At 58.5% G+C, this 12918-nt stretch carries 16 protein-coding genes; 5 read left to right on the top strand and 11 right to left on the bottom strand.

Annotated features, from left to right (window positions below; all coding sequences use genetic code 11):
• Positions 1-101 precede the first annotated feature (101 nt).
• Positions 102-437 carry a DUF2794 domain-containing protein gene (locus SJY29_RS00695; RefSeq protein ID WP_400085632.1) on the top strand — a complete coding sequence of 112 codons (336 nt, stop codon included), beginning with the start codon at positions 102-104 and terminating at the stop codon, positions 435-437.
• Here SJY29_RS00695 and SJY29_RS00690 read toward each other — a convergent pair.
• The 3 genes from SJY29_RS00690 to SJY29_RS00680 form a co-directional block, all read right to left on the bottom strand.
• On the bottom strand, positions 434-1249 hold the full coding sequence (locus tag SJY29_RS00690; protein ID WP_400085629.1) for an NlpC/P60 family protein: 816 nt from the start codon (positions 1247-1249) through the stop codon (positions 434-436). The two genes, SJY29_RS00695 and SJY29_RS00690, sit on opposite strands and share 4 nt — an antisense overlap.
• The gene (locus tag SJY29_RS00685; RefSeq protein ID WP_400085626.1) at positions 1246-2625 is read right to left on the bottom strand and encodes a leucyl aminopeptidase family protein; all 1380 of its coding nucleotides are present in this window, start codon (positions 2623-2625) and stop codon (positions 1246-1248) included. The genes SJY29_RS00690 and SJY29_RS00685 overlap by 4 nt, the downstream gene beginning before the upstream one ends.
• 76 nt (positions 2626-2701) lie before the next feature.
• Entirely contained in the window at positions 2702-3040 is a 339-nt protein-coding gene (locus SJY29_RS00680) for a hypothetical protein (protein WP_400085623.1), read from the bottom strand.
• A 190-nt stretch (positions 3041-3230) separates the two neighbouring features.
• On the opposite strand from SJY29_RS00680, the gene SJY29_RS00675 reads away from it, so the two are divergent.
• From SJY29_RS00675 to SJY29_RS00660, 4 genes are all read left to right on the top strand, one after another.
• On the top strand, positions 3231-3878 hold the full coding sequence (locus SJY29_RS00675) for a carbonic anhydrase (protein WP_400088799.1): 648 nt from the start codon (positions 3231-3233) through the stop codon (positions 3876-3878).
• A gap of 62 nt (positions 3879-3940) precedes the next feature.
• Positions 3941-4918 carry a sodium-dependent bicarbonate transport family permease gene (locus SJY29_RS00670; protein WP_400085621.1) on the top strand — a complete coding sequence of 326 codons (978 nt, stop codon included), beginning with the start codon at positions 3941-3943 and terminating at the stop codon, positions 4916-4918.
• A 1-nt stretch (position 4919) separates the two neighbouring features.
• Positions 4920-5228 carry a P-II family nitrogen regulator gene (locus SJY29_RS00665; RefSeq protein ID WP_400085618.1) on the top strand — a complete coding sequence of 103 codons (309 nt, stop codon included), beginning with the start codon at positions 4920-4922 and terminating at the stop codon, positions 5226-5228.
• A 257-nt stretch (positions 5229-5485) separates the two neighbouring features.
• Entirely contained in the window at positions 5486-6217 is a 732-nt protein-coding gene (locus SJY29_RS00660) for a hypothetical protein (RefSeq protein WP_110279593.1), read from the top strand.
• 30 nt (positions 6218-6247) lie between these two features.
• Here the strand turns inward: SJY29_RS00660 and zapE are convergent, their stop codons facing one another.
• From zapE to fghA, 8 genes are all read right to left on the bottom strand, one after another.
• Positions 6248-7300, bottom strand: a complete 1053-nt coding sequence (gene zapE / locus SJY29_RS00655) for a cell division protein ZapE (protein WP_400085615.1) — start codon at positions 7298-7300, stop codon at positions 6248-6250.
• Positions 7301-7389: 89 nt separating this feature from the next.
• A complete protein-coding gene (locus SJY29_RS00650) occupies positions 7390-8025 on the bottom strand; it encodes a DUF2306 domain-containing protein (protein WP_400085612.1) in 636 nt (211 codons plus the stop codon).
• A 103-nt stretch (positions 8026-8128) separates the two neighbouring features.
• On the bottom strand, positions 8129-9058 hold the full coding sequence (locus SJY29_RS00645) for an alpha/beta fold hydrolase (RefSeq protein WP_400085609.1): 930 nt from the start codon (positions 9056-9058) through the stop codon (positions 8129-8131).
• Between the two features lie 35 nt (positions 9059-9093).
• Positions 9094-10008: an ornithine cyclodeaminase family protein gene (locus SJY29_RS00640; protein ID WP_400085606.1), complete on the bottom strand. Its 915-nt coding sequence runs from the start codon at positions 10006-10008 to the stop codon at positions 9094-9096.
• Positions 10005-10628 (bottom strand): HAD family hydrolase, encoded by a 624-nt coding sequence (locus tag SJY29_RS00635; RefSeq protein WP_400085603.1) that lies wholly within the window; start codon positions 10626-10628, stop codon positions 10005-10007. Before SJY29_RS00635 ends, SJY29_RS00640 begins: the two co-directional genes overlap by 4 nt.
• 31 nt (positions 10629-10659) lie before the next feature.
• Entirely contained in the window at positions 10660-11604 is a 945-nt protein-coding gene (locus tag SJY29_RS00630; protein WP_400088797.1) for a DMT family transporter, read from the bottom strand.
• A gap of 5 nt (positions 11605-11609) precedes the next feature.
• The gene (locus tag SJY29_RS00625) at positions 11610-12056 is read right to left on the bottom strand and encodes a YaiI/YqxD family protein (RefSeq protein WP_400085600.1); all 447 of its coding nucleotides are present in this window, start codon (positions 12054-12056) and stop codon (positions 11610-11612) included.
• 22 nt (positions 12057-12078) lie between these two features.
• Complete coding sequence (fghA, locus tag SJY29_RS00620; RefSeq protein ID WP_400085597.1) at positions 12079-12906, bottom strand: S-formylglutathione hydrolase; 828 nt, start codon at positions 12904-12906, stop codon at positions 12079-12081.
• Positions 12907-12918: the final 12 nt, after the last annotated feature.

Raw genomic sequence — 12918 nt, 5'->3', positions numbered from 1 at the left:
GTTGGCAGGCGTTGTGACGCTACGTCGTTCATTTCATGGCAGAACGATGGCAATGAAAGATGGCCCCTTGATTTTGCAGGGGTTTGGCGCAAGTCTGAATCATGACTTTTGAGCTTCCATCGCAGTTTCACGCACCCGAACAGGTCGCGTTCCACAGGACAGAACTGAATGTGATTCTCGGCCTATACGGCCGCATGGTCGCCGCGGGCGAGTGGCGCGACTATAGCATGTCGCATCTCCGCGATGTTGCCGTATTCTCGGTTTTCCGCCGCACCGCTGAACACCCACTTTACCGCATCGAAAAGCGGCCAAAGTTACGGATGCGTCAAGGGCAATACGCCGTCATCGGGATGGACGGACAAATCCTCAAGCGCGGCAATGACCTGCGTCAGGTCCTGCGCGTGCTTGAGCGCAAACTGATCCGCGCTGTCGATTAGAGCCGTTTGCGCGCCACAACAGAGCCGTGACCCTGTGCCTCAATTCGCAGGATTGCCCGCTCAACCGGTTCATAGGCAGTCGCCATATGATGGGCGTTCGCATGGATCAGCGTGGTGTCATCCACCATCATCCCCACATGCCCTTTCCAGAACAACAGATCGCCGCGCTGATAGGCGCCCTCAAATGGTGCGCCCAGATCGGCCTGTTGCATGTCGCTGTCGGCGGGACAGGGGATCGCACAGGCCAGCAAAGCCGCCGCGACCAACCCCGAACAATCAATTCCACGGGTAGAATTCCCACCCCAGAGATAAGGCACCCCGAAATGTAACTGCGCGACGGTTGCCGGATCGGTAAAGGGCCTGTCCAATGCGCGCAGGTGGCTTTTGGGAACAAACCCGACATTCGTTTCAAAGAACTTGCGCCGTTCATCCAGCACCTTCACCCGCGCCCCGAATGGCAGACCATGCAGATCGGGGGATTTGAAGTCTTCTTCCGCATAAGCATGTGTCGCGGCGGTCGCGACAAAATGCGATGGTGGCGTCACTGTGGCCAAACGGTCTGACTGCACATAGCCCACATAACCGTCGCCCCCCTGAACAAAGGACCAACCGTCCAGATCCTCAAACACGGTAACGATCGCCCCCAGCAGCAGTTGCCGGTCACGCGGTCCATCAGGTGCAGCGCGCAAATCCACAACTGGCGCAGCAACCATGGCGAGCCAGCCTTCAAGATAGCGTTCAGCATCAACCTGCCCCGCAAGATGCATCGCAGCAACACGGCCATTCGCGGGGGTCAGGCGCCGGTCAGTCACAACTTAAGCATCTCTGGCAGGGCCTCGAGCACTGCGCGCGCGCCCATGCCGACACCGCCACGCGGACGGGACGGCGCCGCCGTTGGCTGCCAGCCGTAAATGTCGAAATGCATATAGGGGCTTTCCACAAAACGGCGCAGGAACAAGGCTGCCGTGATGGACCCGGCAAAACCACCCTTGGGCGCGTTATCCAGATCCGCCACCCCGGGCTCGATCATGGTCTCATAGGGTTCGTAGAACGGCATCCGCCAAACCGGATCGGCAACCTTGCGCGCCGCCTTCGCAAGCGCATCGGCGTGGTCATCATTGTCGGTGTAGAACGGCGAGATATCAGCCCCCACCGCCACACGCGCAGCACCCGTCAGCGTTGCCATCGAAATCACAAGCGCCGGATCATCCTCATCGGACAGTGTCAGCGCATCAGCCAGCACCAGACGCCCTTCGGCATCGGTATTGTTGATCTCGACCGTCAACCCCTTGCGCGACATCAGAATATCCTGCGGCCGGAAAGCACTGCCATCAATGCTGTTTTCCACCGCAGGGATCAACACACGCAGGCGCAAAGGCAGTTCCAGCGCCATAATCATATGGGCCAGTCCCAGCACCGTGGCTGCACCGCCCATGTCTTTCTTCATCAACCCCATCGAACTGCCGGGTTTGATATTCAGGCCACCGGTGTCAAAACACACGCCCTTGCCCACAAGTGTCAGCTGCGGGCCAGTGTCACCCCAACGCATGTCAATCAAACGCGGCGCACGGCATGACGCACGCCCGACCGTATGGATCATCGGAAAATTGCTGGTGATCAGGTCATCGCCCGTAATCACATGGATGCCGGCCTCATGTTCTGACGCGAGGGCGCGCGCGGCGTCTTCCAGCTCATCCGGCCCCATATCTGATGGCGGCGTGTTGATCAGTTCGCGCGTCAGCGCCTCGCCATTTGCAATGATCGCGATCCGTCCGGCATCCACCTCATCAGGTGCAACCAGACGCGCGGCGGGTTTGGACGGTTTCGTGTAGCGGTCGTAGCTATAACCAGCCAAAAGCCATGCAAGTGCGGCTTCCTCCATTGCATCGCCGCGCAGCCCGCTTGCAATTTCATATGTTCCTGCTGGCAGCTTTTGCGCTGCGGCCCCGATATGGAACCTGTCGCGCGCACGGCGTGCCGCTGTGCCATAGCCCACCAGAACTCGCGCAATGCCGCCCTTTGCATCCGGCAGACACAGCACCTGACCCAACGATCCGTTAAATTCCTGCGCTTTGGCCCAAGCCCGGGCTTCGGCAGAAAGGCCCTCCAGCGCTGCATCGACATCATCACTTTCGATGACATCAACGGGAATTGCGGCATCAGTCGGATCTGCAAAGGCGAGTGGCATGACGGTTCCTTTTGAAAATGGTCACGCCCAACCCTAGCTTCCTGCCCGGAGGCTGCAAGCGCGGATCACACCGGCACTATAAATCCCGGAAATTCCACACCTCGCTGACGGCCATATCAAAGCCCCGCTCAAGCCGCGCCATGGTAGCATCCAGTGCGATCCAGTCCTTTTGCCCGATACAGGCACAGACATGGCCCGCCGCGACAGAGACCTCTGTCAGGCCGATATGATCGGCGACCACACCAATACGCACCGCAGGGCGCTGCATCTTGGCGAATGCGTCAGCAGCACGGGCACGCTGCAACATGTCCAGTCGCAATGCGATATCTTCCAACATCCGGCAGACAATCGCCTCGGCGTCATCGGAATCCTTTTCGGCAAACAGCCGGATAAGGGGCGAAGGATCAAAAAACATCCGATGCTGGCAATTGAGAACAACCACATCAGGAGATGGGCCAGAAACATGCGCGGGGAAGGGTGTTATATTTTCCATGTCCGTGGTTTTAGGCAGACAAGGTTCCCAGAAGGTTGAGACAAGAGTGAAAAATCACTCGAAATTCATGAAAATGCCACGTATCCCTGCGGAAGTAACGAAAGACACGCCCATGGAACATGCCCGCCCCCTTCCGGCCTATCTGGTCAACCGCTATCACGGTTGGAAGGCAACGATTTATACGGAAAACCGTGGCTGGTACCGGCGTCTGGCCGAAGACGGACAGCACCCGCGCTCGATGGTGATTTCATGCTGCGACAGCCGTGTGCATGTCACCTCGATCTTCGGCGCGGATCAGGGCGAGTTCTTTATTCACCGCAACATTGCTAATCTGGTACCGCCGTTTAATCCTGACGGCCACCATCACGGCACCTCTGCGGCCGTGGAATATGCAATTTCAGGTCTGAAAGTGGCACATCTGATCGTGCTGGGTCACTCGGGCTGCGGCGGTGTTGAAGGCTGCTACAACATGTGTTCCGGCAAAGCGCCCGAACTGGAAGAGTCCAGCAGCTTTGTGGGCCGCTGGATGGAAATTCTCCGCCCCGGCTATGAAGCTCTCGAGCCTGGCGAAGATGCGGCGCGCAAGACCGCGCTCGAAAAGGCATCTGTCGTGATCTCTTTGAAAAACCTGATGACGTTCCCCTTCGTAAAATCAGCGGTCGAAAGTGAACGGCTGTCGATCCACGGCCTGTGGAATGATATCGGCGAGGGAGGGCTTGAAGCCTATGATCCCAAAAAAGAGATGTTCTACCCCATTTAGACCCAATCATTTCCCGGGGCATCGGTTGCCCGAAATCACGCATATCCAAGGACTGAGACGAAATGCAGGAAATCCTATCGCTGGCAGGGGCCAACCTCATTTCACCGATCATCCTCAGCTTCGCCTTGGGCCTTGCGGCGGCTTTGGCGCGCTCCGACCTGACCATTCCCGAGGCAGTGGCCAAAGGCATGTCGATCTATCTTTTGTTTGCAATCGGTTTCAAAGGTGGCGTCGCTGTCAGCACGCATGGCATTGACCAAACGCTGATCCTGTCCCTGATTGCGGGCCTGATCCTGTCTTTCGGACTGCCACTGATTGCTTTTGCGCTGCTACGTGTCATGACGGGCCTGTCCAACATCGACGCTGCTGCCGTGGCCGCGCATTATGGCTCGATCAGCATCGTGACCTTCGTGGCCGCAACCTCAGTACTGCAGGGCCGCCTGATCGACAGCGAAGGCTATATGGTCGCCGTCGCCGCTGTCATGGAAGCCCCCGCGATCCTGTCCGCCCTCTGGCTTGTCGCCCGCAGCGGTGGCGGTGGCAAAATGGAGCCCGGCTTGATGCGCGAACTGCTGCTGAACGGGTCAATTGTCCTGCTGGTCGGCGCGTTCTTCATCGGCGCAATCACCGGCGAACAGGGCCTTGCAGAGATCAGCCCCTTTATCGTGGCCCCCTTCAAAGGCGTGCTCTGCCTTTTCCTTCTCGACATGGGCCTTATCGCAGGGCGTGGCCTGCGGCAATCGCGCGGGGTGGTCGGCATGGGGGCCGTAGGCTTTGCGATCCTGATGCCACTTGTCGGCGCGATGATCGGGCTGGGTGCCGGTCTGCTTGTCGGCCTCTCGCTCGGCGGCGTGGTGCTGATGATGGTGCTTAGCGCCTCGGCCAGCTACATCGCCGTGCCCGCCGCGATGCGCGTGGCCCTGCCCGAGGCAAACCCTTCGGTCTATCTGACCCTGTCACTCGGGGTCACCTTTCCCTTTAACCTCACGCTTGGCATTCCGCTTTATTTGGCCGTAGCGCAAATCGTTCTCGGAGGCTGACATGCAAACCCACACAGCAAAACGGGTCGAAATCGTGATCGAGGCCCCTTTGGAAAACCGCCTGACAAAAGCCCTGACAGAGGCGGGGGTGACAGGCTTTACAATCCTGCCCGTACTGGGCGGTTCTGGACGGTCAGGGGTTTGGACCCGCGAAGGTCAGGTAGGCCGCGCCGGCATGGTATCGGTTGTCTGCCTGATCAAGCCCGAGCGGCTTGACGGATTGCTGGATGCCGCATTCAGCGTGGTGGAAAAACACATCGGCGTGGTGAGTATCACGGATGCGCAGGTCCTGCGCGCGGAGCGTTTCTAAGCACCCCATTCTGCCGATTGCATCTGCTGCACGCAAACGGACGCACGCGGGAGGCTGCCCATTCACGGTCCATTAATCAGGGCAGCGTGACGTCCTTTGAAACACAATCGGGTGCGTCGGAAGCGATCCAGAGCAAGCCCCGACCAATTCACAATAACAACCAGCAAGATGTGCGCAGGGTCACAGAGCAGCGGTGAGCGCTGCTCTACTGTGCTCCATATTCTACGACGTATTTTTAAATGAATTGGAGTAAACAAATGGCTAACGAAGAACTTTATGTCGGACAAAGACTCACGGCTGTGTTGGAGGATGTCGAAACCAGCACCGCGCTCGCAACATGGGAATATGAAATCCTTGCGGTGACGGACAAGCTTGATGCGTCGAAGGGGCTCGAGACCAAGCTGATTTCGGAGAAATGGATCAGCCCCGAAGCACAAGCAATCCACACGATGGATGAAAGCGCCGCTGGCGCAGCGCTTGAAGGCAGCGCCGACACCGCGCTTGAAGTCACCAAATTTGCGTGGGATTTCATCAAGGATAACAAGGCCGTCAGCAACGCCAAGGACACCACAACATCGGTGATCCTCAAGGGTACGGATCCGCTGGATTATCAGAATGCAAAGGAAGGCAAAACCGGCGACATCCGGTTCTATGTCCACGATTCAATCATCAAGGACTGGATTTTGGTGGATGTCACCTCGCGCTTGCAAGGCACCTATCAAGCAACCCCAAGCAAGCCGGAGATGGCCTTCGGCCACTACTTGCCGTCGGTACATTTCAATGTGGTCAAGATATTCGTCGGCTTTTCCTTCCGGCTTGATGCCCATGCCGAAGTGACCGCGCCTTCCAACCTTGGCCCGAAAGATGATGTGCAGCCACAGGTCGGCATCTACGCAAAATTCAAGGTCAGCTGGCTGAGCAGCCACACATATACCGCATCATTCGGTGCCAATGGCCTCAGGGGTTTCAGCTTCAAAGGCTGGAACTAGACCAAAGGGCGGGGTGCGGCGGCTGACGCCCTACCCCGCCCAATCCGCCGACTGCATCTCGCGCAAACGACTGGCGGTACGTTCGAACTCGAATGTGCCAGTGCCTTCAACATAGAGCATTTCAGGCACGGCTGCGGCTGAACAAATCAGCTGCACCTTCGCCTCGTAGAGTGCGTCGATCAATGTGACGAAACGCTTGGCTTCGTTGAAGTTATGGCGCGACAGGATCGGGATGTCCTCGAGGATCAGCACCCGCACTGCATCAGCCAGCGCCAGATAATCCCCCGCGCCCAAGGGCCGGCCACACAAATCAAAAAATTTCGCGCGCGCGACCCCGTTGTGAAACTGTGGCAAGGTGACTTCGCGCCCTTTGACATGCAGCACCAGCGTTTCCGACACCCCGTTGCTCAGGTGATCCCAGATCTTGGCGATGGCTTGGTGCGCGGCCGCGTCATTGGGTGTGAAATAGCTCGGGCTGCCCGCCAACCGGTCCTGACGGTAATCCGTCGGGCTGGCCAATTCATGCACAACCATCCGCTCTTTCAGCAAGGCGATGAATGGCGTGAATAGCTGCCGGTTCAATCCGTCCTTGTAGAGATCATCCGGTGGGCGGTTCGATGTGGTGACAATGACCACACCGCGCGCAAACAGTGCTTCAAAGAGGCGCCCCACAAGCATCGCATCGGTGATGTCGGAAATCTGCATCTCGTCGAACGCCAGAAAGCGCACCTCATCCGCCAGCTTGGTGGCCACCGGGGCCAGTGCATCATCCACGCCGGTCTTGCGCGCCGCCGTCATCTCGCTGTGGACCCATTGCATGAATGCATGGAAATGGCAGCGCTGTTTCGGAACCGTGACCAGATCATAAAGCAGGTCCATCAGCATCGACTTGCCACGCCCGACCCCACCCCACATGTAAAGGCCAGGAACAGGCGGTGGCGCTTTGCGGAAGAGACCACGTTTCACCGGCGTATCAACGGCGGCACGCACGCGTTCCAGCTCGGGCAGAACCCCGATCTGGGCATCATCCGCATGGAGCCTGCCTGCGGCAACCGCCGCGTGATATGCCTCTTGTACTGTCATCGCGTTTGGATAGCGCGCAGCCCTGCCGATGAAAAGCGTGTCATATGGGCGAGGGTGCAGAATATCGGTGCAAATGCGCTGCGCCCAACCTAGCGCCTGCGCCGCAAGTAGTTCTCGACACCGATAAGATATGGCAAAAAGAACGCGAAATTCTGCACCAGATCAAAGCCGCCCGTGAACTGCGGATTCGACCAGAGCCCATCGGTCGCCAGATACCAAAGGCCGTAGTGCACACGGTAGAACCAGGCCCCCAAAGCCAACCAGAAGAACCGCAAAGCCCATTTGTTATGTTCAGCGAAGTGCCCCGCCCGCGCATGCCGGATCGTTTGCAGCGCAGCCCCCAGCAACAACACCCCGTAAAGCGAAAACCCGATATCCATCGATGTTCCGCCAATTGTGCCGCGCAGCACAATATAGACCAGCCCGCCCACCGCGGTTGCGACGCCGGCTACGATAATCAACCGCCCTGACCAGCGGTGCAACGCAGGCCACCGCCGCCGGATTGCGGGGCTCAGTTGGAAAGGGACCAATGCGGTGATTGCCGCCCCCTTAGCCATGTGGAGGAAAACCGAGACATTCGCGACAGCAATGTCGGATTGTAGGTAGTGCGGCTCTGGCAGGGCATCCCTTAAGCCTCCTTGCGCGAAATCAGTCGCGTAGAATGCAAAGGGCAGTGTCAGCAGCACCAAAAGCACCAGCGACGATGTTTGAAAAAAGGGTCTCATGGACGGTCCAGATAACGCATTTCAGACCCTACGCCAGTTTTGAGTGTGGCGCATCAGACAGTTCAGCAATGCGAAACACAAACCGCCTGACGCCAGGAATCTGTCAATCCCGCAGCGTAGCGCGCAAAGCGGCTGCCAGTTCGGCCTTGTGCGTGTAAGGCAGCGCATGATCAGCCCCCTCCACAACCTCTTGCCGTGCATCCCTGTTCCATAATCCCAATAGACCCACAGCGCGGATCGAGATCACCGGATCTTCCCGCGCCCAGATTGCCGCAACAGAAATGCCCTGACGGTGCAGCTTGCGGTGGTCGTCTTCCTGATTCTCATTAAGCATTCCACGCCGCGACAACAGCTGCGCAGGCAGATAGCCGCGCCGCTTCAACTCCTTGCGTTGCGCGCTCAAAACCTGCTCGATATCGGGTGTTTCGCCCCGTGCAGGGATCGCTTTGCGCATGCGCTCATGACCAAAGGCGGCATGCACCCAATCGCCCAGCAGCGGGACCCGCCGACAAAACCGCGAAAAACGGCTTTCGTTGGTGGCAATACCCGAACTCGCGATCAGGATCACCTGCTTCACGCTATGGGGGTATTCACTGGCAAATGCTGTCGCAATGGCCCCACCCATGGAAAAACCCGCAATCGTGATTTCTTCTGTGATGCCCTGATCGGCGCAAAGATCGGCCAACTGCCGCACAAAAAACGCACGGTCCTGTTTGCCAGCAGGGGCATCCGACAAACCACGCCCGTAAAGGTCATACATCAAAACACGATACCCCAAACGGCCCAAGCCCTCAGCCACCCCCTCCATCGCAATCATCGGCGTTGAGATGCCATGGACGACAACGGCAACCGGACCGCGCGCAGACCCTGCCCAACGGAAATGGGTCACACCTTGCGACAGCGTGACAAACTCACCGCGCGCACCTTGTCGTTCTGCGTCACCGATCACGGGACGGCGGCGTTCAACCAGAAACGGTTGCGCGGCGACATAGGCACCTAACGCGACGACCAGAACAATAAGCACCCAAAACACGACAGCTGTCCCTTTCCAAGACCTTCAGGGGGCTCTTAACCCTCTGCCGACCAGGCTTCCAGTATGTATCGGCTCGTCATCAGATCCAGATGCGCGCCACCGCCATTCTTAAACAGGGTAATCTCGTCGTCATTGTGGCGCTTGAATTGCGCAAGCTGATAATAGTCAGCGACCACATCTGCCGCGTGAAATGCACCAGAGGCGATCGGGATTTTCAACTCGCCGATATGCCCGATTGTCGTTTCGCGACTATCGACAAAGACCCGCGCCTTTTGCAGCGCCGCATCGTCCACCTCGCGCATATCGGGACGGTAGGCGCCAATCAGGTCTATATGCTGGCCGGGTTGCAGCCACGCCCCTTTGATCACCGGATCGGTCGACATCGTGGCCGACGTAATCACGTCGGCACCGCGCACCACCTGCTCCAGATCATCGGCAATCGCCACATCCGGATGCTGCGCCTGAAAGGCCTTGGCACCCTCGGGGGAGCGGTTCCAGATTGTAAACGCCGCATCGGGGAAGGCCGCGCCATAGGCTTCATAAAGCGAATGCCCCACAGTGCCCGCACCCACGATCAGGATATTCCGGCTGTCCGGTCGTGCCAGCCGCCGCGCCGCCAAAAGGCTGTCGCCTGCGGTTTTCCACTTGGTCACCAGTGCAAAATCGAGAATTGCCTCAAGCGCACCATCCTGACCGGAGAAGAGATTTACAGCCCCGCCAATCGCAGGTTTGCCTGCGGCTTTGTTGCCCGGAAAGATCGTGGCGCATTTGACGGCCAGACCGAGGCCCGCAATCCACGCCGAACGGTTCAACAGCGTATTTTCGCCCTCATAAAGAAACACATCTGCCACGTCCGCCTTCGGCCCATCGTGACCCGCAGCCAACGCATCGGTCAGCGCCAGCCAATCCAGTTTCTTCTGACCTTCCGCGAAAGGGATCATCACGGTCATTGCGCAGCCTCCTCACTTAAGACACCTTCGGCAACCAATCGGTCAGCCCAGCCTTGGGGGTGTTCGAATAGATGCGTCTGCCACCCGCGTGACGCAGCCGCGTTGATATTGTCGATCCGGTCGTCGGTGAACAGCAGGCCATCGGGCGGCACACCACAATCCGCCTCGACCTGCGCATAAATCTCCGCATCGGGTTTGATCACACCCATATGGCCCGAGATGTAGCGGCGGTCGAATTCACCCAGAAAGGGATAGACAGGTTCCGCAATCTCGAAGGTCTGGATGCCGAAATTCGTCAGCGCAAAAACAGGTACATCCGCCGCCCGCAAAGCCCGCAAAAGGCGGACCGAATGATCAATCGCAGGGGCCGCCATATCGATCCAGCGATCATGCCACATCATCACTTCGTCATGCCATTCGGGGTTGGCCTTGGCCGCCGCCGTAATCGTGGCGTGAAAATTGCCGCCACGGTCCACCTCATCATTGATCCCGTGCAGATCAATCGCGGCAAACATCGCATGGCGCCGTTCTTCGCCAATTATACTGTCGAAAAACCGCTCGGGCTGCCATTCGATCAGCACGTTTCCAATATCAAAAACAACCGCCTGAACGCCTGCCATTGAGCGACTCCTTCTTGCAATTCACGCCAGCCTAACGCCGCAAGGGACGCTGTAAAGCAACCGGTTTGGCCCGCGCCTCGCGCCAGACCATGAAAAGCCCCGCGCCAAGGATTAAACCCATCCCCACAAAATCCCAAAGGTCAGGAAATTCGTCAAATACCACGATCCCCCAGACCACGGCCATGGGCAGCGCAAGGTATTCAAACGGGGCCACATAAGACGCCTCGGCGACGCGGTAGGCCTGAGAGATCAGATACCCGGCAACCGCAGTTCCCGCACCGATCAGCAGAAAAATCGGATAGTCCGCAACAGCAGGCCAGCTCCATGCGCGGAACAAAAAGGCCAACGAAAGGTCACTTTGATCGCCAAAACGCCCGTCGCCTGCGATCAGACCAAAGGATACCCCGACAAAGAGAAAGACGACCTGAATATAGAACGCCATCGTGGCCGCACTCTCGGTACCCCCGATCCGGCGGGTCAGGATATGGAGCCCCGCATAGCATACCGCCGCCGCCAGCGGCAAAAGCGAGGCAATTTGAAACGCTGCCGTACCGGGGCGCATCATCACCAGCACACCGATTAACCCCACAGCAATGGCGGCCCAGCGCCGCGGGCCGACCACTTCGCCCAAAAAGACCACTGAGAACAGGGTGATGACCAAAGGGCTGACAAAGAAGATCGCAACTGCATCCGCCAGTGGCATGGCCGCCAGCCCAAGGAAGAACGTCATATTGGCAAAGACCACGCAAAGGCCGCGCAGGATGTGCATTTTCAACCGCTTGGTGCGCGCGATCGCCCAGCCCGAAGTGAAGGGTGCAATCACCGCCATGATGATGAACAACCCGATCACCGAGCGGATCAGCACCACCTGATGGAGCGCATAACCGCCACTGAGAAACTTGATGGCCACGTCATTGATCGAGAAGAACAGCACCGACACCGTCGCACAAATTGCGCCAAGCTTGGCCCCTGACATCTGCGTCACAGCTTTGCCGCCGCGCGTACAGCCCGTTCCAGCCCGTCCAGAAACCGCGCGCGGTCCGCCTTGCTGAAAGGTTTGCCACCGCCCTGGCGAAACGGATCAGCCGCGCGCATATCGGCCATCAAATCGCGGGTTGCCAGCACGTTGCCGATATTGGCCTGTGTCAGTGCTTCGCCATTGTGTTTCAGAACCAACGCACCGTTCTCGATACAGCGCGCCGCCAGAGGAATATCGCCCGTAATCACCACATCGCCCTTGGTCGCACGATCCGCGATCCACATATCGGCGACATCGGGGCCGTCAGGCACGACTACCGTTTCAACGAATGGGTTGGCCGATGGCCGGATACCCCCGTTCGAAACAACAAACATCTTGAGCTTATGCCGCGTACCGACACGTTCGACCTCGGCCTTCACGGGGGAGGCATCGGCATCGACGTAAATCATTTGCGCACCTGCGTTGCGACTATCACGAATAAAGCGCCTCGGCATGGAAGGCGACGTGATCCTCCATGAAGGTCGAGATGAAGAAGTAAGAGTGGTCGTAGCCCTTCTGCAGCCTGATCTGCCCTTCTTGGCGCTTGGCCGCCATGGCTTGGGCGAAATGCTCGGTTCCCAAGAGATCACCGAACTGGTCATCGGTGCCGGTATCAATCAGGAATGGCCCGTCAAAGCCAGCTTTCTGCATCAACAGCGTCGCGTCATGTGCGGCACCTGCGGCGACATCCCTGAAGTAGGCTGCAAACTGTTTACGGCCCCAGTCGCTGGCGGTCGGATGGCAGATCGGCGCAAAGGCCGACACGGACCGGAACCGCCCCGGCAAAGACATCGCGAGCGTCAGCGCACCATGCCCGCCCATGGAGTGGCCGGTGATCGACTGGCGCGACATATCCAGCGGGAATTTCTCGGCCAACAAGGCTGGCAATTCCTCACTCACATAGGTCCACATCTGGAAATGCTTATCCCAAGGGGCCTCGGTCGCGTTCACATAAAAGCCCGCCCCTTGACCCAGATCATAGGCTTCATCGTTGGGCACATCGTCACCGCGCGGCGATGTATCGGGATAGACCAGAGCAATCCCCTGCTCGGCGGCCCAGGCCTGCGCGCCCGCCTTGGTCATGGCGTTTTCATGGGTGCAGGTCAGACCCGACAGGAACCACAGCACCGGCACAGGACCATCGGCAGCCTCGGCAGGCAGAAAGACCGCAAAGGTCATATCACAAGAGCAGGCCGCCGATGCGTGCTTGTAAACACCTTGCGTGCCACCAAAGGCGCGGTTTTCCGAGATCGTTTCCATGTGCTTCCCTTT

Origin of the sequence: Yoonia sp. R78084, from assembly GCF_044595625.1 — a bacterium.
GTDB lineage: Bacteria > Pseudomonadota > Alphaproteobacteria > Rhodobacterales > Rhodobacteraceae > Yoonia.
Note: the sequence above shows the minus strand (reverse complement) of the source record. Positions and strands in the feature narration are given on the sequence as shown.

Excerpts from the sequence above, each read along its gene's own strand:
- SJY29_RS00695 (WP_400085632.1), top strand. The coding sequence starts at position 102 with ATGACTTTTGAGCTTCCATCGCAGTTTCACGCACCCGAACAGGTCGCG.
- SJY29_RS00685 (WP_400085626.1), bottom strand. The coding sequence starts at position 2,625 with ATGCCACTCGCCTTTGCAGATCCGACTGATGCCGCAATTCCCGTTGAT.
- SJY29_RS00680 (WP_400085623.1), bottom strand. The coding sequence starts at position 3,040 with ATGTTTTTTGATCCTTCGCCCCTTATCCGGCTGTTTGCCGAAAAGGAT.
- SJY29_RS00675 (WP_400088799.1), top strand. The coding sequence starts at position 3,231 with ATGGAACATGCCCGCCCCCTTCCGGCCTATCTGGTCAACCGCTATCAC.
- SJY29_RS00670 (WP_400085621.1), top strand. The coding sequence starts at position 3,941 with ATGCAGGAAATCCTATCGCTGGCAGGGGCCAACCTCATTTCACCGATC.
- SJY29_RS00665 (WP_400085618.1), top strand. The coding sequence starts at position 4,920 with ATGCAAACCCACACAGCAAAACGGGTCGAAATCGTGATCGAGGCCCCT.
- SJY29_RS00660 (WP_110279593.1), top strand. The coding sequence starts at position 5,486 with ATGGCTAACGAAGAACTTTATGTCGGACAAAGACTCACGGCTGTGTTG.
- zapE (WP_400085615.1), bottom strand. The coding sequence starts at position 7,300 with ATGACAGTACAAGAGGCATATCACGCGGCGGTTGCCGCAGGCAGGCTC.
- SJY29_RS00650 (WP_400085612.1), bottom strand. The coding sequence starts at position 8,025 with ATGAGACCCTTTTTTCAAACATCGTCGCTGGTGCTTTTGGTGCTGCTG.
- SJY29_RS00640 (WP_400085606.1), bottom strand. The coding sequence starts at position 10,008 with ATGACCGTGATGATCCCTTTCGCGGAAGGTCAGAAGAAACTGGATTGG.
- SJY29_RS00635 (WP_400085603.1), bottom strand. The coding sequence starts at position 10,628 with ATGGCAGGCGTTCAGGCGGTTGTTTTTGATATTGGAAACGTGCTGATC.
- SJY29_RS00630 (WP_400088797.1), bottom strand. The coding sequence starts at position 11,604 with ATGTCAGGGGCCAAGCTTGGCGCAATTTGTGCGACGGTGTCGGTGCTG.
- SJY29_RS00625 (WP_400085600.1), bottom strand. The coding sequence starts at position 12,056 with ATGATTTACGTCGATGCCGATGCCTCCCCCGTGAAGGCCGAGGTCGAA.
- fghA (WP_400085597.1), bottom strand. The coding sequence starts at position 12,906 with ATGGAAACGATCTCGGAAAACCGCGCCTTTGGTGGCACGCAAGGTGTT.